16 protein-coding genes and 1 pseudogene are annotated in these 19,477 nt (G+C 68.0%); 7 read left to right on the top strand and 10 right to left on the bottom strand.

What is annotated here, in order from left to right; all coding sequences use genetic code 11:
* Nucleotides 1-10 precede the first annotated feature (10 nt).
* The 3 genes from OG828_RS22835 to OG828_RS22825 all read left to right on the top strand — a co-directional run bounded on the left by OG828_RS22835 (nt 11) and on the right by OG828_RS22825 (nt 7,978).
* On the top strand, nt 11-6,559 hold the full coding sequence (locus OG828_RS22835) for an RHS repeat-associated core domain-containing protein (protein WP_328502159.1): 6,549 nt from the start codon (nt 11-13) through the stop codon (nt 6,557-6,559).
* Between the two features lie 108 nt (nt 6,560-6,667).
* Nucleotides 6,668-7,078 (top strand): hypothetical protein, encoded by a 411-nt coding sequence (locus OG828_RS22830; protein ID WP_328502158.1) that lies wholly within the window; start codon nt 6,668-6,670, stop codon nt 7,076-7,078.
* 507 nt (nt 7,079-7,585) lie between these two features.
* Nucleotides 7,586-7,978: a hypothetical protein gene (locus OG828_RS22825; RefSeq protein WP_328502157.1), complete on the top strand. Its 393-nt coding sequence runs from the start codon at nt 7,586-7,588 to the stop codon at nt 7,976-7,978.
* A gap of 311 nt (nt 7,979-8,289) precedes the next feature.
* Here OG828_RS22825 and OG828_RS22820 read toward each other — a convergent pair whose 3' ends face one another.
* From OG828_RS22820 to OG828_RS22790, 7 genes are all read right to left on the bottom strand, one after another.
* Nucleotides 8,290-9,114: a phosphotransferase gene (locus OG828_RS22820; RefSeq protein ID WP_328502156.1), complete on the bottom strand. Its 825-nt coding sequence runs from the start codon at nt 9,112-9,114 to the stop codon at nt 8,290-8,292.
* Complete coding sequence (locus OG828_RS22815; RefSeq protein WP_328502155.1) at nt 9,095-10,003, bottom strand: aldo/keto reductase; 909 nt, start codon at nt 10,001-10,003, stop codon at nt 9,095-9,097. Before OG828_RS22815 ends, OG828_RS22820 begins: the two co-directional genes overlap by 20 nt.
* The gene (locus OG828_RS22810; protein WP_328502154.1) at nt 10,000-11,187 is read right to left on the bottom strand and encodes a cupin domain-containing protein; all 1,188 of its coding nucleotides are present in this window, start codon (nt 11,185-11,187) and stop codon (nt 10,000-10,002) included. The genes OG828_RS22815 and OG828_RS22810 overlap by 4 nt, the downstream gene beginning before the upstream one ends.
* Nucleotides 11,188-11,203: 16 nt before the next feature.
* Nucleotides 11,204-11,350: a hypothetical protein gene (locus tag OG828_RS22805; RefSeq protein ID WP_328502153.1), complete on the bottom strand. Its 147-nt coding sequence runs from the start codon at nt 11,348-11,350 to the stop codon at nt 11,204-11,206.
* A gap of 175 nt (nt 11,351-11,525) precedes the next feature.
* Nucleotides 11,526-11,669 (bottom strand): hypothetical protein, encoded by a 144-nt coding sequence (locus OG828_RS22800; RefSeq protein ID WP_328502152.1) that lies wholly within the window; start codon nt 11,667-11,669, stop codon nt 11,526-11,528.
* A gap of 36 nt (nt 11,670-11,705) precedes the next feature.
* A complete protein-coding gene (locus tag OG828_RS22795; protein WP_328502151.1) occupies nt 11,706-12,122 on the bottom strand; it encodes a hypothetical protein in 417 nt (138 codons plus the stop codon).
* Complete coding sequence (locus OG828_RS22790; RefSeq protein WP_328502150.1) at nt 12,122-12,541, bottom strand: hypothetical protein; 420 nt, start codon at nt 12,539-12,541, stop codon at nt 12,122-12,124. The genes OG828_RS22795 and OG828_RS22790 overlap by 1 nt, the downstream gene beginning before the upstream one ends.
* A 119-nt stretch (nt 12,542-12,660) precedes the next feature.
* Between OG828_RS22790 and OG828_RS22785 the strand changes: the two genes are divergently transcribed.
* The 4 genes and pseudogenes from OG828_RS22785 to OG828_RS22770 form a co-directional block, all read left to right on the top strand.
* Nucleotides 12,661-13,704, top strand: a complete 1,044-nt coding sequence (locus tag OG828_RS22785) for a helix-turn-helix domain-containing protein (RefSeq protein WP_328502149.1) — start codon at nt 12,661-12,663, stop codon at nt 13,702-13,704.
* A complete protein-coding gene (locus OG828_RS22780) occupies nt 13,701-14,390 on the top strand; it encodes a YdcF family protein (RefSeq protein ID WP_328502148.1) in 690 nt (229 codons plus the stop codon). Before OG828_RS22785 ends, OG828_RS22780 begins: the two co-directional genes overlap by 4 nt.
* Nucleotides 14,332-15,126, top strand: coding sequence for a WbqC family protein (locus tag OG828_RS22775; protein ID WP_328502147.1), 795 nt, complete (start codon nt 14,332-14,334; stop codon nt 15,124-15,126). Before OG828_RS22780 ends, OG828_RS22775 begins: the two co-directional genes overlap by 59 nt.
* A 30-nt stretch (nt 15,127-15,156) precedes the next feature.
* Nucleotides 15,157-15,597: pseudogene (locus tag OG828_RS22770) on the top strand (flavoprotein); the annotation flags it as partial.
* Here OG828_RS22770 and OG828_RS22765 read toward each other — a convergent pair.
* From OG828_RS22765 to OG828_RS22755, 3 genes are all read right to left on the bottom strand, one after another.
* Nucleotides 15,598-17,265, bottom strand: coding sequence for a mobilization protein (locus OG828_RS22765; RefSeq protein WP_328502146.1), 1,668 nt, complete (start codon nt 17,263-17,265; stop codon nt 15,598-15,600).
* Nucleotides 17,262-17,762 carry a plasmid mobilization relaxosome protein MobC gene (locus OG828_RS22760; protein ID WP_328502145.1) on the bottom strand — a complete coding sequence of 167 codons (501 nt, stop codon included), beginning with the start codon at nt 17,760-17,762 and terminating at the stop codon, nt 17,262-17,264. Before OG828_RS22760 ends, OG828_RS22765 begins: the two co-directional genes overlap by 4 nt.
* Before the next feature lie 349 nt (nt 17,763-18,111).
* Entirely contained in the window at nt 18,112-19,401 is a 1,290-nt protein-coding gene (locus OG828_RS22755) for a hypothetical protein (RefSeq protein ID WP_328502144.1), read from the bottom strand.
* Between the last annotated feature and the right edge of the window lie 76 nt (nt 19,402-19,477).

Here is a 19,477-nt window from a genome sequence, read left to right as displayed (position 1 = left end):
GGAAAACACCGTGTCTTCAAGACCCTTCCGCAAGCGGTTGCCAGGGGCGGTCGTTCGCCGCTGGCTCGGCCGTGGCGCGGTCGTCGCCTCCCTTTCCCTCCTGCCACAAGTCGTGGTTCCTTCGGGTTACGACTTCGCCGCGCAGGCCCAATCCCCGGCTGCTCGCAAGAAGTTGGAGGACCGGCCCGAGGCGAAGATCGACAAGGTGGGCGTGCTCAGACCGGGCACATCCAAGGCCCCGAAGGACAAGGCCGCACCGGCCTCCCACAAGACCCGTGAGCGGCTGAAGAAGGCCGCGTGGCCGAAGGCCGGGAAGGCCACCGCCGACGTCCCGGCCATCGGCGGGGCGTCTGTCACCGTCGGGGGGCTCGGCGTGAGCTTGGCCCAGAAGCCCGGAGCACCGGCGGCCAAGTCATCGAAGAACAAGGCAAAGGCCACCGGCCCGGCCGAGAAGGTGGCTCTCAACCTCCACTCCCCGTCGGCCGCGAAGAAGGCGGGTGTCAACGGCGTCCTGCTCACCGTCGACCCGGCGAGTGCCGCATCCGGGCGCTACGGCGGTGATTCGGACAAGCTCCGGGTCTCCTTGGACTACTCCTCCTTCAACGATGTCTACGGTGGCAACTTCGGCCCCCGTCTGCGCCTGGTGAAGCTCCCGGCGTGTGCCCTGACCACCCCGGCGAAGAAGTCCTGCCGCACCCAGACCCCGGTGACGAGCGCGGACAACGACACGGAGTCCCAGACCCTGACGGGCACCGTCTCCGCCCGCACCGTGAAGGCCGGCACCCCGATGCTGCTGGCAGCGGCAGCCGACAGCTCGGGAGGCGGAAGCGACTACAGCGCCACCTCGCTGTCGCCGACCGCGACCTGGGAGGCCGGCGGCAGCACGGGTGACTTCAACTGGAACTACCCGCTGCGGGTTCCCCCGGCGACGGCCGGCCCGTCCCCGAGCCTGTCCATCTCCTACAACTCCGGCTCGGTGGACGGCCGCACGGCTGGTGAGAACAACCAGACCTCCGTGATCGGCGAAGGATTCTCGATCACCGAGTCCTACATCGAGCGCAAGTACGGCTCCTGCAAGGACGACGGCCAGTCCGGCAAAGGCGACCTGTGCTGGAAGTACGCCAACGCCACCCTGGTCCTCAACGGCAAGGCCGTCGAGCTGGTCAACGCCTGTGCCGACAAGACTGCCTGCGACAGCGCCGCCCTGTCTCAGGCGTCCGGCGGGACGTGGAAGCTGAAGAACGAGGACGGCACCCGCGTCGAGCACCTGACCGGCGCCACCGGCAACGGCGACGACAACACCGAGTACTGGAAGGTCACGGACGCGTCCGGCAACCAGTACTTCTTCGGCAAGCACCGCCTGCCCGGCTGGAGCGACAAGGGGACCACCGACACCGCCGACGACGACCCGGCCACCAACTCCACCTGGAATGTCGCGGTCTACGGCGACGACTCCGGTGAACCCTGTTACAAGTCCACTGGCTTCGCCGACTCCTCCTGCAACCAGGCATGGCGTTGGAACCTGGACTACGTCGTGGACACGCACGGCAACGCGTCCGCCTACTGGTACAGCAAGGAGATCAACTACTACTCCAAGAACGCTGACACCACGGTCAATGGCACCGCTTACGCCCGGGGCGGCTACCTCAACCGCATTGACTACGGCCTGCGCAGCGACCTGATCTACACCAAGCCCGCCGCTCAGCAGGTCCGCTTCACCTATGCCGAGCGCTGCGTCGTCTCGGGCGGCTGCTCCAGCCTGACGGCGGACACCAAGGCCAACTGGCCCGACGTGCCCTTCGACATGATCTGCGCGGCCAACACCAAGTGCACCACCCAGATCGGCCCGGCCTTCTTCACCCGCAAGCGCCTCACCGACATCACCACCTCGGTATGGACCGGCACTGGCACCACCCGGCGGGACGTGGACACCTGGCACCTGGAGCAGAGCTTCCCCGACACCGGTGACGCCTCCTCGCCGAGCCTGTGGCTGAAGTCCATCCAGAACACCGGCAAGGCTAACAGCACCACGGCCGCCATGCCGCCGATCGTCTTCGGCGGCATCCAGAGGTCCAACCACGTCGAGGGCAGCGGCCCGGACACCCTGCGCTACATCAAGTGGCGCGTGCGCACCATCAAGTCCGAGACCGGCTCGACCATCACGGTCAACTACTCCGACCCGGACTGCATCTGGGGCACCAGCATGCCGGCGAACATCGACAAGAACACCCGCCGCTGCTACCCGGTGAAGTGGTCCCAGTCCGGGGCGACCCCGGTCACCGACTGGTTCCACAAGTACGTGGTCACCTCGACCTTCCAGGACGACCCCTACGGCCACGGCGACACCAACGAGAAGTACTACGCCTACGAGAACGCCGGTTGGGGTTACGCCGACGACGAGGGTCTGACCAAGCCGTCCAACCGCACCTGGTCGCAGTGGCGCGGCTACGCCAAGGTCGTGGAGACCTCCGGTAACTCCGAGGGCCCGCGCTCCAAGAAGTCCACCCTCTACATGCGTGGTCTCAACGGTGAGAAGGAACTCGACGGCACCGCCCGCGTCGAGAAGGTCACCGACTCCACCGGCACCGCCATCGACGACTCCCGCCAGTACGCCGGCTTCGTCCGCGAGACCATCGCCTACAACGGCACCGAGGAAATCAGCGGCACCATCAACACCCCCTGGTCTCACAAGACCGGCAGTCACACCTACAGCTGGGGCACCACCGACTCCTGGATCGTCCAGGCCGGTGAGACCGTCACCCGCCAAAAGACGTCCACCGGTACTCGCACGGTCAAGCAGAAGACGACGTACGACACCAAGTACGGTATGCCGATCACCGTCGAGGACAGCGGCGACGCCGCCAAGACCGGCGATGAGTCGTGCGTGCGGACCAGCTACGCCCGCAACACATCAGCCTGGCTGGTGAACGCGGTCTCGCGTACCGAGACCTACTCGGTACCCTGCGCGACCATCCCGGCGGTCCCGGACGACGTCGTCTCCGACATCACCACCGCCTACGACGGCCAAGCGGTCGGGGTGGCGCCCACCAAGGGCGAGATGACCGCCTCCTACCGGGTCGCCAGCTACGACGTGGTGGACAAGGCCCCCGTCTACCAGCAGGTCTCCAGCTCCACCTACGACAAGTTGGGCCGCCCGCTCACGGCGACCAATGCCCTCAACCGCACGATCAAGACCACCTATGTCCCCGACGACACCGGCTACGGCCCGCTGACGTCCAAGACCACCACCGACCCCAAGCTCTACACCTCCACCACCGACGTGGACCCGGCCTGGGGCACGGCCACCAAGACCGCCGACGCCAACGGCAACATCACCGAGTGGTCCTTCGACGCGCTGGGCCGCCTGCGGTCGGTCTGGAAGCCGGACCGCTCGCGCACGCTCGGCGACGCCGCCAGCATCGTCTACGCCTACAGCATCAACAACGACAAGGAGACCTGGGTCCGCACCGACGCCCTCAAGGCGGACGGGCAGACCTACAACAGCTCCTACGAGATCTTCGACGGCCTGCTGCGGTCCCGCCAGAAGCAGGTCCCCGCGCCGAACGGCGGCCGGGTGATCTCCGAAACCCTCTACGACGACCGCGGCCTGGCGTACATCTCCAACACTCAGGTCCACGACAACCTCGCCCCCTCAGGCACCCTGGCCAACACCTACCCCGGCTCCGTCCCCGCCTCCACCGAGACGGTTTTCGACGCCGCCGGCCGCGCCACCGAATCGATCTTCCGGGTCTACGACCAGGAGAAATGGCGCACCAAGACCGACGAGCAGAGCGACCGCACCGCCGTCACCGCCGCCGCGGGCGGCACCGGCACACTGACGATCGTCGACGCCCGCGGCCGAGTCACCGAGCGCCGCGAGTACAGCGGCCCCGTCCCGACCGGCACCGACTTCACCCGCACCCAGTACGAGTACACGCCGGGCGGTCAGCTCAAGAAGATGACCGGTCCGGACGGGGCGGTGTGGACGTACGGCTACGACCTGCGCGGCCGCAAGATCACCTCCACCGATCCCGACAAGGGCAAAACCGACACCACCTACAACGACGTCGACCAGCCGCTGACGGTCACCACGACCCTCGACGGCGTCTCCCGCAACCTGATCACCGACTACGACGAACTCGGCCGCAAGACCGGCACCTGGGACGGGGTGAAGGACAACGCCCACCAGCTGACCAAGTTCACCTACGACTCCCTGGCCAAGGGACAGCCGACCGCCTCGATCCGATATGTGGGCGGCACCACCGGCAAGATCTACTCCCAGGTCGTCACCGGCTACGACGCGCTCGGTCGCCCCAAGGGCACCAAGACCGTCATCGCCGCCACCGACGCCCTGGTTGCCGACGGCGGTGCGCCGCAGACGTTCACCACCTCCACCACCTACAACATCGACGGCACCGTCCAGTCCACCTCGATGCCAGCGGTGGCCGGTCTGCCCGCCGAGGCCGTGACCAACAGCTACAACGGCCTCGGCCTGCTCACCGGCACCGACGGCATGACGGACTACATCCAGAACATCGGCTACTCCCCGTACGGCGAGATCGAGGAGACCCGCCTCGGCACCTCCACGGGCGCCAAGCAGCTCCAGATCCTCAACCGCTACGAGGACGGCACTCGCCGCCTGTCCAACACCCACACCGTCGACCAGACCAACACCGGCAACACCAGCGACGTCGACTACTTCTACGACGCCACTGGCAACGTCAAGTCGATCACCGACAAGGCCAACGGCAAGGACACCCAGTGCTTCGCCTACGACGGCTACCGCCGCCTGACCGAAGCCTGGACCCCGTCCTCCAACGACTGCGCCACCGCCCGCTCGGCGACCGCCCTCGGCGGCCCGGCCCCGTATTGGACCAGCTGGACCTACAAGCCCGGCGGCCTGCGCGACACCCAGATCGAGCACAAGGCCACTGACACCACGACCGCCTACGGCTACCCCGCCGTCAACGCCAACGGCACCGGCCAGCCCCACACCATGACCTCGGTCACGGTCAACGGCGGCACCGCCAAGTCGTACACCCACGACGAGCAGGGCAACACCACCAAGCGCTACAGCTCCACCGGCACCGCGCAGAGCCTCACCTGGGACATCGAAGGAGAACTCACCCGCCTCACCGAAGGCACCAAGACCACCGACTACCTCTACGACGCCAACGGTGAACTCCTGATCCGCCGCGGCCCCGTCAAGACCGTCCTCTACCTGGCCGGTCAGGAACTCCACTACGACACTGCCGCCAAGAAGTTCACCGCCCAGCGCTACTACCCGGCAGGCGACGCCACCGCCGTCCGCACCGAGACCGGCCTGTCCTGGATGGTCGACGACCACCACGGCACCGCCTCGATGACGGTGGACGCCACATCCCAGGCCGTCACCCGCCGCTACACCAAGCCCTTCGGTGAGGCACGCGGCACGACACCGCCGGCCTGGCCCGACGACAAGGGCTACCTCGGCAAACCCGCCGACGCCGACACCGGACTCACCCACATCGGCGCCCGCGAGTACGACCCAGCCACGGGACGATTCCTCTCCGTCGATCCGGTCCTCGCCCCCGACGACCACGAGTCCCTCAACGGCTACGCCTACGCCAACAACACCCCCGTCACGCTCGCCGACCCCACAGGCCTCCGTCCTGACGGAATGTGCGGCGGTGCCTCAAGCTCCTGCAACGGCGGCACCGAAACCTGGACCAAGAGCAGCAGCGGCTGGAATTGGTCGTATACGAAGACCTACTCCCAGACGTTCACGTACCAGAAGGCAGGCGGCGGTACCGGAAGCGGCACCATGACCGTCACTGTCCGCACAGACGGGGGCCACAAGTCGGCGGAGATTGTCTTTAAGAAGGGGCCTGACCCGAAGCCCGAGAAGAAGGAAGGGGTCTTCCACGGCTGGGCGATGGGCACCAACCCGAATTACGACCCGACCGTGAGCGACGACATCGACCGGGGCAAGCTCTCCACCTTTCAGAAGATCCTTCTCGGTGCTGTCACGGTCGTAGGACTAGGAGTAGCCGTTGCTCCTGTGGTCGCCGCCCTAGCCCCGGGATGCCTGGCCACAGCGCCCGTGTGTGCCGCCACGATCGCGGAAATGGCCACCGGCGGCGCCTCCGGCGGAAGCCTGGCGGTGGGTACCGGAGTCTCCTTCACCTGGGCCGGCAGCAAGGTCCGGTACAGCGAGACTGCCACGGCCATCGGTGACGACGCCAACACGATCCAGAATTTCCTGAGGTCGACCGGCGCCAAGGGGCACGACGTGATTGTCCACGGAGACGAGGCGGGCAATTTCCGGGTGGACGGCCTGATTACCCACCCCCAACAGATAGCCCAGCTCGTCAGAGAGAATCCGCATTACAACGGCGGCCCAATTCAGATCGTCTCCTGCCATGCTGGCTGCGGTTCCGCCCGAGAGCTCGCGGAAGCCATGGGAGTAAAAGTCACAGGCGCGAGCAAGCACCAGGTGGACCTCGACCCCCTCGCAGGCACTGTGAGGGAGTGGCCGGACGGTTCCCAGGGCAATCCGGTCCCCTGGGGTATGCGGTAGGCAGTAGGATGTGATGAGCAATATTGTGATGTCGCTCCACCCTTCGGCGGTGAGACGGGCCACTGTCTCCCCGCCGAAGGGGTCACGCCTACTGTCGGGAAATCTCGCATGACGAACATCACACCCCTGGGGATATTCGGCAGGATCGCAAGCCAGTCCGCCTTTTCGGGAAATGCCGATGAGCTCCGGCGGCTGGCGGGTGTGATTCCCGAGGGGGAACGGGGAAGGATCGCCGAATACCTTCGCTCCGGCACGCCCATCATTGCTCTGATGGGATTCTCGGAGGATATCCTGGGTAAGAAGTTCTCCCGGTCCGGCGGCACCGCCATCATGAGTGACGGCCGGTTCTTCTGGAGGCTCGATGCGGCTGACTATGTGGAGCACTACGGGATCGAGCTGCCGGAAGAGTTCATTTCTCACGGTAATTCTCGGCAGTGGGTCCCTCCCGTCCTTTCCCGGGAAGAGGTGGTGTCCGTTGACCGGCACCTCTGCCATTTGAAGGAAATCGGGGTGCTGTGACCTTTCCCGGCGCCTGGGGCTGGCAGGGCTTCGCTGAGTGGGCCACGCACCCACATGGGATGGCCTATTCGTGGATTATGGCAAATCGATGCTTTCGGAAGTAGAGGGCCGCTTGGTTGCAGAGGGATTTCTCCAGGCAAGCCGAAAGGCCGGCGAACCTGAACTGGCGATTGACTGGAATAGGGTGCGGGTGAAGGAGGGGTTCTCATTGCTCCGTACAATTCATCTCAATTCTTGACCAGTAGAAAAGTCGAGCATCAATTGCTGGACTGCTGGCCAATTTTGGTCGATCTCTCCTCAGGGCGAGCCCGCTTCGGCGAATTGGAGGAGCGGGCCTTCTGGAAGGGATCTTAGTAGCCATCTTTTCTGCTGGCCCGTCGAGTGGCGGGCCAGCAGGAAATGGGATCGAATTCCAGGTGATTTGGCAGCCGATCTGTCGCGCCTGAATCCTGTGGACCGCCCGTCCAGACCGAACCACGGAAATTTCGGAGGTTAAAGGTGCGTGTGGTGTGGTCGTCCAAGTCACTGGAGTCTGGGCGGTGCCAACCAGGCGAGAGAGGCTCGGAACTGCGCGATCTGACGGGCGACTTCAACGAACTGCGCTCCCGGGGACAGGGTCATCTGGAATTCCGGTTGACGGACAGCGAATTTCCTCAATTGACTCTGAGTTTCCGAGATGATCACGCCATCATTCATCTCTTCACCTCTGAAGAAACTGTGTCTCTTCTCGCCGGGGATGGCACCGTCCCACCGGATGCGACAGCGGACGTCCCAATCATGGATGAACTATCAGTTTTCACGGGTGAATTCGTCCTGAGTGTCGATCGCGCGTGGGATATTGTGCAGAATTTTGTTCGGACAGGGGTGTTTGAGGAGCTTGGGGAGTGGTGCGAGTTGTAGCGAAAGGGCGGACGAGGGCAGATATCCGCCTCTGGCGTAAGCGCGGCGGTGGTGGGGGTTTGGGTTGATAGAGCGGCTCGCACTACCCGACTGCGCAGTAGGTACTGCACCCTCGGAGCGGTCGCCAGCGCCCGGGTTGACTCCGGGCGCTGGGGGCCGCTTTCTGCGCTCACGCCCGTCCGCTACACACCGAAGCAATTGTGGAGTGCGGCGAACTGCCGCGCCTGACCCCGCGGAACGGCACAACGCCACGGTCCCTGAGCGCCCCTCTGCTTCCTGACGGAGCGGGAATGCTCTTGAGTGCTGCTTGGTCAACCGAGTTCTGCCGCCAGGGCGCGCAATGCGGGGACAAGCTCGGGATGGTCCCCGCGCGAAGCCGACTGCAGCACCTCGGTGATGACGATGATCTGTGCGACGCGTCCGGGCTCTGTCTTGAGCACGGGAAAGGTGTCACGGATGCGGTGGGCGAATGCGGGGACAAGGAGCGAGTACGCCAACAACGTGGCGGCGTCGTAGCCGACTGGTGCCAGGCCGAAGCCTTCCCAGTCGAGGAGATAGGGCGTGGCGGCGGTGAGGTTGGCGGTGTGCAGGTCGCCGTGGGCCGTCGTCCAGTCCGTGATCCGAGGGCCGGGGATGTGGAGGAAGCGGGGGACGGTGCGATCAACCCACTCCTGCCGTACGGCCACGCGGTCGGTGGGGGTGCTGCTGACGTACTCCAGGTCTGCGCGCAGCGACTCCCACCACCTGGCCAGGGGGTTCGGATCTGTGCGCGGCACTGGGTCGGTGGAGACAACAGGTTCGGCAACGTACTGGTGCACCTCAGCCCGGTACGCGTAGCCGTTGCTCCTCGACTGCGTGCTGTCGTACAGCAGCGGTTTGCAGACGCGCCCGTCGAAGAGCGCGGCGGCATCGCGGTTGCCCTCCCAGATCTTTCCAGTGGCCTTGTCTTCCGGGGCCGAGAGCAGCCGGAGCCAGCAGGCTCTGTCATCCGGGTACTGGGCGCGGGCGCTGAGGGTTCGGCCGTGCCAGCCCCAGACTTCGGGGCCCGTGACCGTAGCGCCCAGCGTTTCCGCTGATCGCGCGAAGGCCCGGCGCATGCGCTGCTGGTCCGAGGGGTCAGTCGGGGGCGAGTACATCCAGCACCTTTCGCAGCGTGGGGGCTGGGATGGCAGGTGTCCGCAGGGCTTCTTGTGCCTCGGCCCAGTGTGCCGGGGTGGAGGCGGAGAGCAGAATTCGTGTCACCCCCGGGCAGGAGGCTGTTGCGAGGAGGCATGCCTGGGCGGTGGTGAGTTCGGGGTTCAGCAGTGCGGCGAGTTCGCGCGTGGCCAGGTTCGGCAGTTCCCCGCCGAATAGGGGCGCCGAGGCGTACACCTGCCATCCGAGTTCGGCGGCCTGCGCAACGGGGCCTTCCCCGTCCAGGGCTTGTGCGAAGGCGGTGGCGGTGACGAGGGATACGGGTAGCTGGACGGCTCGCAGGTGGTGTTGCTCTGTGCCGGCCACCTCGGTGGCCAGCTGGTGCAGGGCCGGGACGCTCAGAGCACCGGTGTCGAAACCATCCCAGGTGGCGACGCCGTACGCGGTCAGGGCGCCGGCTGCCGCTTCTGCTTCGAGGGCGGTGAAGGCGTGGCGCAGGCCATCGCGCGGGTCACCGTCGGTGCGTTCGGGGTTGTGCGCGAAGACGAGGTCGAGGCGGTCGCGGCCGAGTTCGGCTCGGTTGCGGGCGCACTGCCAGTGGACGTACGGGAGGCTTAGGCAATGTCCGCGCTCCGCGTCACCGGACGTGATGGCCCCGTCGTCAACGGCGTCCTCAGCGGTCTGAGTGGTGAGGAATCCGACCTTCGTGGACACCGGGACCGGGTGCCGAGCGAGGGCCGGCGCCAGCAGCGGCTGGGCCTGCCCGTCGAGGTAGGTGGGCGCGGTGTCGATCCACGCTGTCGCAGGATCTGTGGCTACGCGGGCCACGGCGTCGCTCAGCGCGGAGGGCCGAATGCGGTAGGTGCCCAGGCCCAGGACTGTCTTCGTCATCGCTCTTTCCTCTCCACGGTGATCGCTTGGCCGACCATCAGTTCGGAGACGACGGCCGCCACATCCGCGACGGACATTCCGGCTGCCTCAGCCAGCTCGTCGAGGGAGACGGCGGTAGGCGCGGCCGACATCAGCCGTTGGAGCAGCGGCATGGTCTGCTTCGCCATCTCCCACTCGTTGTCGCAGGCCCGGAAGACCACCCCGTCCTCGTTGGGCTCCAAAAGCGCCCGGGCGGTCGTGAGCCTGACGCGGAGGTTCGGGACTGCGGGGACGCTGGTGAGGTGGGGGAGACTTGGCCGCAGGCGGGTGAGGTCGGTTCCGTCGCGCATTGCCGCATACCGGCCGATGAGCTCTGGGTCTTCCAGGGCGGAGGTGACCTCGTTGCGCAGCCGCTCCAGATAGATCACCTGCGCGGCGGCGGTCGCGTGTACGGGCAGGTCTTCGCGGAGGACGTCGTGGCGGCGCAGGTCGTCAGCGAGCCAGGACAGGAGTTGGGCGCCGGTGGTGGTCTGGACGCCGAAGGTGAGGTGGAGCGAGTACTCGCCTTCGGAGGCGGCCACCGAGTGCCACCAGCCGCGCGGCAGATACAGCATGTCCCCAGGACGAAGCACGAGTTCCAGGACTGGCTTCTCCGGCGGAGGTTCGGGCTCGTCCGTGTCCTTGTACATAGGGGCGGTACGCGTAGGGCCGTACAGCTTCCAGCGTTTGGCGCCGTCGATCTGGGTGACGACGACGTCGTGGTCGTCCCAGTGCACGCCGAAGCCCTCGCGTGCGGTCCAGGAGGCGTACAGGTTGGCCTGCACCCCCGTGCGCAGCCACCGTTCCAGCTCCATGGCCGCGCGGGCGACGGGTGGGTGCAGTTCGTCGACGGCATCGATGACCAGGGAGGCGCCCTCGGCGAGCCGTGCGTGCAACTCCGCGGGGTGCAGGCGCTGCCAGACGGTGTGCCGGCGGGTGGTGACCGGCGCGGTGTAGCGGTGGGCCGGCAGCATCTCGCCGTCCGCGGACAGGCGGAAACGAGGTGGCTCCAGGCGGTGGGTGGCCAGGATGGTGTTGACGTCGTCCCAAGTGATCAGCTTGTCCGGGGCCTGGATGGCTGCGGGGACGTGGCGGTAGCGGCGGTGGAGCACCTGGGCCAGGAACTCGTCCTGGCCCAGGCGGGCCGCCAGATTCAGCGGCGACAACGCGTTTCCTCCCGGATCAGTCGTTGCCGTCGGTGCGGCCGGTGCTGCCGCCGTCGGACGGAGTGACGCCGCGCTCGCGTGCGGCCTGGATCCGGCGGCGTGCCTTGACCAGTCCGGCCTGGGGCGGCCCGGTCGTCGGGGCGGTGGCGGTGTTGTTCTGCATTGCTCCTCCAGTGGTCGGGGATGAAGTGGCCTTGCGGACCCGCCCCGGACGGCGCTCGACCTGTCCAAGGTCGTGGGCGGTTGGTCAGCCCGGGGTGGGGCTTTTGGCCCGTCCCTGCCGGGGCTTCTCGGGGCGGGGACCTTTCCGATTAGCTACGTTCGGCAGGGACGGGGACTCAGGGGCTGGCCTGGGGGGTGGAGACCGCGACGCCGATCACGAAGCCGCACGAGGCGGAGATCAGCACGATCAGCAGCGGGCCTGTGTAACGCGCCGGCCGGTTCACTGCCCGGCCCGTCACGGCTTCCACGACGTCTGCCACGTCCGGGTGATGCCTCCGACACGACTGCGTGGATGTTCACCGGCTCACCTCTTCCAGAGACGCTCCGATATACGGGTGCTGGAGGGCGGCGTGGAGGGTGGCGGCGTCGGTGAGGGTGTCGTCGTCGGGGAGTTCGCACCAGCCGCCGAACCAGTCGTCGATCAACTCCAGGCCGGGCGCGACGAGCCATGAGTTGATGGATAGGTGCCGTACCGGTAGGTCGCTCCAGCTGCCGGAGGTGCCGGTCCGGATGGCGTAGTAGAGGCGTTCGTTGGGCCCGTCGTACAGCACCGGGCCGATTGCCGCTCCAGTGGCCCGCAGGTGGGCCAGGGCCAGGAAACCCATCTCTGCGGGGGTTCGTACGAGGTCCCAGCTGTCGCCGACTCGGAGCAGGCGCAGTCCGGGCACGTCGTTGACCATGGGGGCGCTGCGCAGCGCGTCGCGAACGGACATCAGGTATCTCCCAGGCGCTGGAGGTCGGCAGTCGCTCCGAGGGAGAGCGCGGAGGCCGTCGTCGGCCTGGTAGTGGAGCGGACCACGATCAGACGGGTGCTCGACGCTGCTATCTGCCGCTTCCGCTCGCCGGCAACGCGCTTCGGGCCGAGGTGGCCGGGGGCGGGAACGACGGCGCCATAGGTCTCGGGTAGTTCCAGCGCGTCCAGGAGGCCAACGAATGCGGGGGAACGGACGGGCACCGCCGCGTCGCGGTCGGTGAATACGCCGCACAGGGCCAGCTCATGCTGTCGGCAGTACTCGGTGAGGCAGCCGACGAGCGCCGCGTGGCGGGCCAGACCGCCGGTCACGTGGCGCAAGTAGCCGAAGACCTGAGGGAAGGCGACGGAGCGGCGTTCGGTGATGAGTTCGTCGTCCATGCCCACAGCGTCGACCGCTGCGAACGGCCTTGAAATGACCTGCTGTTGTACTTCCGTTGCACTTCCCGCCCCATGTCGTCACCGAGAGTGCTTCCATACGAGACGGAGGGAGGTCATCCGTGGTCAGCGTGCAGCAATGGACCGGTCGGGAGGCGAGCGCCCTGCGCGCCGCGCTGCGCATGAGCACGCGCGCTTTCGCCGAGCACCTCGGTGTCGCGCTGCGCACGGTGGCCAAGTGGGAGAGCCTCGGCGCCGAAACCCAGCCCCGGCCGGACACGCAGGCCATTCTCGACACCGCCCTCGCCCGTGCGGACTCCGCCGCCCATTCCAGGTTCGAGGCGCTGCTGTTCCCCGAGCGGAAGAGCACGCGACCGGCGGACTACGAGACCTGGACCGAAGACATTGAGCGCGCTGTCGTCTGCGTCAGCCGCCAGAACTTCCCCTTCGCCGCCACGCTGTTGAACCGCTGGCTGGGAAGCCACGACCCGCATCGCCTGGACGACAAGGGCCTCTACCTCTACGGCCGTTCCCTCGTCCTTCTCGGCGACCTTCAGCGTGACCAGGGCGCGATTCTCGGCCCACTCTCCGCCCGGCACTCGTACCTGACCGCCCGCGGCATGTTCTCCGAGCTCGACATCCCGCGCCGCGTGGCCCAAATCGACCTCTCACTCGCCGTGGTCCAGGAGATGTCCGGCCAGCTGGAGGTCTCGGCCCGCCAGTACGAACTCCTCGCCGCCGACGAGCGCTTGAGCCCGCGCGACCGCGCCAGGGCTCGACTCTGGGTAGGAACGGCCCTGAGCAAGGAGGGCGACAACGAGTACGCCACCAACGCGATGACGGCCGCCACTCGTGCCTTCGAGGATCTGGGCGAGCCAGAGGACTGGTCGGTCGCCCACCAGAAGCTGGCCCTGGCCCACCGAGGTGCCGGCGACCTGAAACAGGCCCTGCACTACATCGACATCGCACGCACCACCGGCACGGTCGACTCCCCGATGCAGCGGGTGAGGCTGGACACCGCGTACGGGCACATCCTTCTGTCGGATGCGGCGACCCGGAATGATGGGCTGTCCGTCCTCGATCAGGCGGCACAGGTGGCCCGCCAGTACAGGCTGAGCCACCAGCTGCGCAGTATCGAGGGCATCCGAATGGGCCAGCAGGGATGAGCCAGGGAGTGCCAGTGCCGGAGCACGAGCAGCGCCAGATCACCGACGAGCAGTTCCACGACGCGACGCTGATCTGGGACTACCACCAGATGGCCCACGAGCAGCGGCCCTGCTCGGCGGCGATCGGCCTGGGCAGCCACGACCTCGGCGTGGCCACCACGGCCGCCGATCTCTACCGCGATGGCCTCTTCCCGGTCGTGGTGTTCAGCGGCGGCAACAGTCCCACCACCCGCGCTCGCTTCCCGCGCGGCGAGGCCGTGCACTACCGCGAGCACGCGCTGAGCCTGGGGGTGCCGGACGAGGCGATCCTGGTTGAGCCGAAGGCCGCCAACACCGGCCAGAACATCACCTTCTCCCGCGAGCTGCTGGCCGAGTCCGGCATTGCGGTCGAGTCGCTGCTGCTCATCTCCAAGCCGTACATGGAGCGCCGCTCGTATGCGACCTGCCGCAAGCTGTGGCCCGAGGTCGAGGTTGTGTGCGCCTCCGAGCCGCTGGAGTTGGACGACTACATCAAGTCGATCGGCGACGAGAAGCTCGTCGTCGACATGCTCGTCGGCGACCTGCAACGGGTGATCGAGTACCCGAAGCTCGGCTTCGCCGTCGAGCAGGACGTACCAGGGGATGTGTATGACGCTTACGAGCGCCTTCTGGCCGCCGGCTTCGACAGCCGCCTCATCAGCACCTGAGCCACCCCGCGCCGATGCGTCGGGCGGGCTGTGCGCGATCCACCAACCGAACCTGTTCCCACGGCTGTCCACGCTGGCGAAGCTGTTCTCCGCCGACCAGTGGATCGTCCTGGACGACGTGCAGTTCGCTCGTCGTGACTACCAGCACCGTGCCCGTCTCGCTGCCTTGGACGATCCATCCCGACAGCAGTGGCTCACGCTCCCGACGCACCTTCCCCACGGGCGCCCGACGCTGATCAGCCAGGCCCGGCTCGTTGATCCTCGTCGCTCGCGCCGGACGGTCCAACTGCTCGTCCGCCAGTACTACGGCCGTAGCCCCTACTGGGGTGCTGTGTCCGAGGTCCTGGACGCGCTCGACGACTCGGACCGTGTAGCCGACCTTGCGAGAGCATCGACGATAGCCCTGCTCAGGGTTGTCGGCTGGTCGGGGAAGGTGCGGGACAGCAGTGAGATCCCGACCCGGCAAGGCCGCTCTGAGCGCCTCGCCGACCTTGCGGCAGCCACCGGCAGTACCCACTATTTGTGCGGCACCGGTGGTCTGCGCTACCTCGACGCCGTTCCCTTCAGCGCCCACGGCATTCCTGTGCTGCCTTTCCACACCCCTGTGGATGACCTGCTCTGGCGGTGGGCCCGTCGATCCAGCAGCCTGTGGGCCTTGAGCAAGATCGGGCCCGATGCGCTGGCAGAGCAGCTCGGCGCCCAACGAGCGGCTCACCATCCTGGAGCCCACGCGTGACCGAACCGACCACAAGCGACAGGACAATGGAACTGGGACGTCGGGGGCGCCGCCACCCCGCGGGGGCTGGGCTTCCTCGACACCGAGGCGATCGAAGCCCAGACCTGCTACCCGATCCGCTCGGCCTGGCGTACGCCGGGCGACGCCCGCCCCCTGCGGACGCGATCGCTGTCGCGCCTGCCACCTTCAACACGGTCAGCAAGTGGGCCGTCGGCATCTCCGACACCCTCGCCCTGGGCATCCTGTGCGAGGCGTACGGCATGGGCATTCCCACCACCGTCCCTGCAGTACCTGAACTCGGCCCAGGCCGCGCACCCCGCGTACCGCCGGAGCCTGGGCGAGCTGCGCGAGATGGGCGTGCTGATCGGCTCGTACGAGCCTCACCGGCCCAAGGCCGGCGGTGGCGCGGACCGATACCGCTGGGAGGAGGCATTGGAGCTCCTCGCCCCTGTGGTGTCCGTGGCGACGTGATCAGCGCTGGTGCCCCTTGACCTCCGGAGCGAGTGGGGGCGAGGTCGGGCGTTGTGCGCGGGCGTTGGCTGCCTGGGCCTGAGGGCCCGGTACGTGGCGCTCGCCGAGGCGACGAATCCGCCAGGACAAGGCGCGAGCGGGACTGCGGGCATCCTCCAACGTGCGTTGACCAACGGCCTGGTCGAGGAGCGCGGACACGTTGTGACCCGCGGCCTCCGCCTCGGCGAGCACGGTGGTCAGGGCATCCCAGGCTCGGTCGTTGAGGATGCGTTCGGCGTGCTCGGGAACCACCTGTTGCAGGTGGTAGGCGTAGCGGTGCTTGGTCTGCGCCCCCGGCGCTCGGGCGGTGAGGCGGGCCAGGATCGGTTCGGTGATCTGCGCGTGAGCCGTCATCAGGTGGACCAGGGCGTGTTCGGCTGCGGCCTCCTGCTGGGCGTGCCGGCGGGTGCGGTGCCAGTGCACGGCGTAGGCGACCGCGGTGAGCGCCACGTCGACCAGCATCGCCAGTCCGGCACCGTCGCCGTGCCGCACGGGGTCGTTCCAGATCATCTGGACACTGCGCCGCAGGGCGCGGGCGCTGGAGTGGTCGGCGGCGACGCGGGAGCGAGTCGCCCGTTCGAACGCCATGGCGGCCTGTTCCAGCTCGGCCCGTGCTGCTGTCTGGGCTGTGACGGGCAGCAGGTCGAGCACTCCGCCGAGCGCGGCCAGCTGGCCCTGGGCCACGCCGTCCTCGCTGTGGGTGAGGTGGTGGAGGATCCGTTCGGTGGCGGCCGTGGCTTGGTTCCATGGGCTGCCCGGCGGGACGGTGACCGGTCCGGGAGCGGTCACCGTGAGCCGTTTGCGGACCTGCGGGAGGGACAGGTCGCCCGAGAGGGTGGAACCGGCGTACCAGACGGGTTCGCCCTGCTTGTTGACGTCGCCGGGCAGGCTGACGCTGTAGCCGGTCACGTCTCCGGACGGTTCGGTCTTGGGCCGCACCGCCACGCCGGATGCCTCCAGGAGTGCGAAGAACTCGGTCTCCGTGGAGGCGGCGGCGATCGCGCGGCGCACGCGCCGACGCAGGATCTCGCGGGAGGTGGCGTCCTGGCCCAGGCGTTTGGCCTTGAAGTGCTCCTTGCTGGTGGGGCGCTTGGCGGCGGTGCCGTCGCCCGGATTCAACCGCCGCAGCCCGTAGTCGACTTCGATCTGGCGGGCTTCGCGCTGGACGGCTCGGATGTCGTAGTCCTGCTTGGGGCGGCGTCCGTCCTGGCGGACGAGGGTTGCGGCGATGTGGATGTGGTCCTCGGCGTGCCGTACGGCCACCCAGCGGCAGGCTTCGGTGTCCCCGGTGGGGGCGATGCCGGCGGCGGCCACGACCCGGCGGGCGATCTCGGCCCACTGGGCGTCCGACAGGATCGGATCCTCCGGGGCGGCGCGGACCGGGCAGTGCCAGACCGTGGTCTGGGGAGCCCGGCGGCCGAGCATGGCCACCGGTTGGTCGAGCTGCGTGTAGAGCTGCTTCTCCACCTTCTTCGGGTCGCGGTGGGGGCTGCGGCCAGGGTCGGGGGCGAAGTCGTTCCAGGACGCGACCAGGTGGGGGTCGACGTGCTCGTTGGCGGTGCCCTTGCCGAAGAGGTAGGCGATCAGGCGGCGGGTGCTGCCCTTGCCGGTGATGATCTTCGGTATCACCGGCCCTGCCTTCCCTCGGTGACCTGGGCGATGGCTGTGTCCACGTCACCGATCGATGCTTCGACGCGGGCCAGAAGCCGGTGGACGACGTCGGGCTCGGGCCAGGCGCCGTCCTTGTGGAGGTGCCAGGTGAGCTGGTTGAGGTTGTTGCCGAGCCAGGCGAGCTGCTGGTTGGCGGCCATAAGCACCTGCACCATGGCGCGGTAGTCGGCGATCGCCGCCGTGGGGTCCTCGGCGCGGGCCGCGGCGAGCGACGCCTCGGCGACGTAGCCGCCGATCTGCATACGGCTGAGCGCGGCAGCGTGGGCGAGGTCGGTGAACTCGCTGTCGCTGTAACGGGGGTGGACGCGGCGCTCGCGCAGGCGCGGCTGACGCAGACGGCGGTGCGGCGTCGGCGTCTGCGCGGCGTGTGGCGAGGGTTTGGTGGCTCCCGTCTCGGTCGGCTCCCCCGGGCCGGCCGATCCCGGTGCCCCCTCGTCGCCGGGTGCCTCCGCCACCCCAGGGGAGGAGGCCGGGTAAGGACTCCTTACCCGACAACTTGCTGCCGCTGTGTGGCTGATGGTGTCAGTGTGGCTCTGGTGCTCGGCGGGTTGTTCGTTGTGCTGGTCGTGCAAGGAAGGTGTCTCCATGGCGTTGTGCGGTGTGTGGTCGTAGAGCCCGGGAAGCAGCGCTGTTCATCGTCCGGAGAGAGTGGTGAGAGGCGCCTCGGCGTGGATGACTGGGCTGTTGGCGTAACCGAGTTGAAGCGCCGCAGTGTGGTGCGAGAGCGGCGGCGAACTTCAGCTGGCGGAGCGCCCGGCATTGGCGGGCGGCATTCCGCCAACGCCGGGTGTTCCGCCGTGGCGTTTATCGGGCAGTGGCGGTGTTGTTGGCGGATTCGAGTTCCGCCGTGGCGGCCCTGGCGACTTCCTTGGCGCGGTCTTTCTGGATCGTGTAGCCCCGGGCCCTGACCTTGTCCTCCAGGGTGGTGCGGGGGACCGTGCCGAGTTCGGCGCCGATGGCGCGGGCCGTTGCCCACAGCACCTCGTCGGGAACGGTGGTCTTGCGCCCGCTGGGCTTGGGATTCGCCTTGGACGGTGGCGGCGGAGCGATGGCGGTTTTTGCCTCGGGCTCAAGTACGTCGGCCTTGGCGGAAGGTGCGATGGTGGCGCTGTCCGGTCCTTCTTGGCGGGCCTGGCGGCTCGGCTCGTCTGCCCGTTCCGCTCCCGTACTCTGCGGACGGGCGGGCGTGGCGTCGCCCGACGTGCTGGCGGTAGGGGCGGGCCAGCGCGCGGGCAGGGTGATGGTGGCCAGGGCGAGGGCCTGTTGGCGGGTGGCGAGCTTGCGCAGGAGCAGCTCGTCCTGGCGTTCGTCGCGGTCGACGTCGGCTTGCTCCAGCGCCTGGTACAGGCGGCGGGTGAGGCGCCGGCCTCGCCACTTGGTGCGCTTGTCGGGCGGCATGATCTCTGCCCGGAGAATCAGGGTGACGGCCCGGTCGAGGGCGCGGTCGCGGATGATCCGGGCGGCGTCCGCGTCCCGGTCGGCGATTCCCAGGCGGGCCAGCAGCCGTTCCCGCATCTGCCGGGCGAGGACGGCGGCCAGGCTGTGGGAGTCGGCGTGCGGGCTGCGGTTGCGCAGTTCGATGCCCATGGCCAGGTGCCACAGCATCGCCGCCAGGACCGGGCCGACGAAGGCCCGCACGGTGCCGCCCACCGGGCCGGACTCGGCGTAGGCGGGCACGATCTGCACGCCGGTGATCACCCAGGTGAGGGTGCCGGGCACCCCGGGCGCCTGCTTCGGGCCGTTGAGGTTCTGCCGGGCCATCAGCGCGGTGGCGAACAGAGCCAGCTCGGCGGCGGCGAACATCGCGGCGCGCTCGATGGCGCTGCCCATGTCGAGGTAGTCGGCGGCGAAGCGCCAGCTGGTGTCCGCGCTGTAGGCGGTGCAGCCGATCGCGGCGATGGCGGCGACCGGGATCGCGGCGGTGCTACGGCGTTGTCCAGCGCTCCGCTTTCGTCGATACAGCTGCAGGGACCATGCGGCGGACAGTGCGACGACGATCAGGGCCGCGATGGCCGCAGGCGCAGGGAGCCAGTGCGGCAAGGCGGGCATGCCGATGTCGTTGGCGTTGATGAGTGTGGTGGTGCCAGGTGTCATGCAGAGGCTCTCCAAGGGGCCCGCGCGTTCGAGGGCATGCGGAAGCGCGGACGGGCGGGGGCGGTGAGGAGGGAGC

This window comes from Streptomyces sp. NBC_00457 (assembly GCF_036014015.1).
Taxonomy (GTDB): domain Bacteria; phylum Actinomycetota; class Actinomycetes; order Streptomycetales; family Streptomycetaceae; genus Streptomyces.
Note: the sequence above shows the minus strand (reverse complement) of the source record. Positions and strands in the feature narration are given on the sequence as shown.

Coding starts and splice junctions, on each gene's coding strand:
- OG828_RS22820 (WP_328502156.1), bottom strand. CDS start 9,114: ATGTACTCGCCCCCGACTGACCCCTCGGACCAGCAGCGCATGCGCCGG.
- OG828_RS22795 (WP_328502151.1), bottom strand. CDS start 12,122: ATGTCCGTTCGCGACGCGCTGCGCAGCGCCCCCATGGTCAACGACGTG.
- OG828_RS22830 (WP_328502158.1), top strand. CDS start 6,668: ATGACGAACATCACACCCCTGGGGATATTCGGCAGGATCGCAAGCCAG.
- OG828_RS22780 (WP_328502148.1), top strand. CDS start 13,701: ATGAGCCAGGGAGTGCCAGTGCCGGAGCACGAGCAGCGCCAGATCACC.
- OG828_RS22815 (WP_328502155.1), bottom strand. CDS start 10,003: ATGACGAAGACAGTCCTGGGCCTGGGCACCTACCGCATTCGGCCCTCC.
- OG828_RS22790 (WP_328502150.1), bottom strand. CDS start 12,541: ATGGACGACGAACTCATCACCGAACGCCGCTCCGTCGCCTTCCCTCAG.
- OG828_RS22805 (WP_328502153.1), bottom strand. CDS start 11,350: ATGCAGAACAACACCGCCACCGCCCCGACGACCGGGCCGCCCCAGGCC.
- OG828_RS22775 (WP_328502147.1), top strand. CDS start 14,332: ATGACGCTTACGAGCGCCTTCTGGCCGCCGGCTTCGACAGCCGCCTCA.
- OG828_RS22755 (WP_328502144.1), bottom strand. CDS start 19,401: ATGACACCTGGCACCACCACACTCATCAACGCCAACGACATCGGCATG.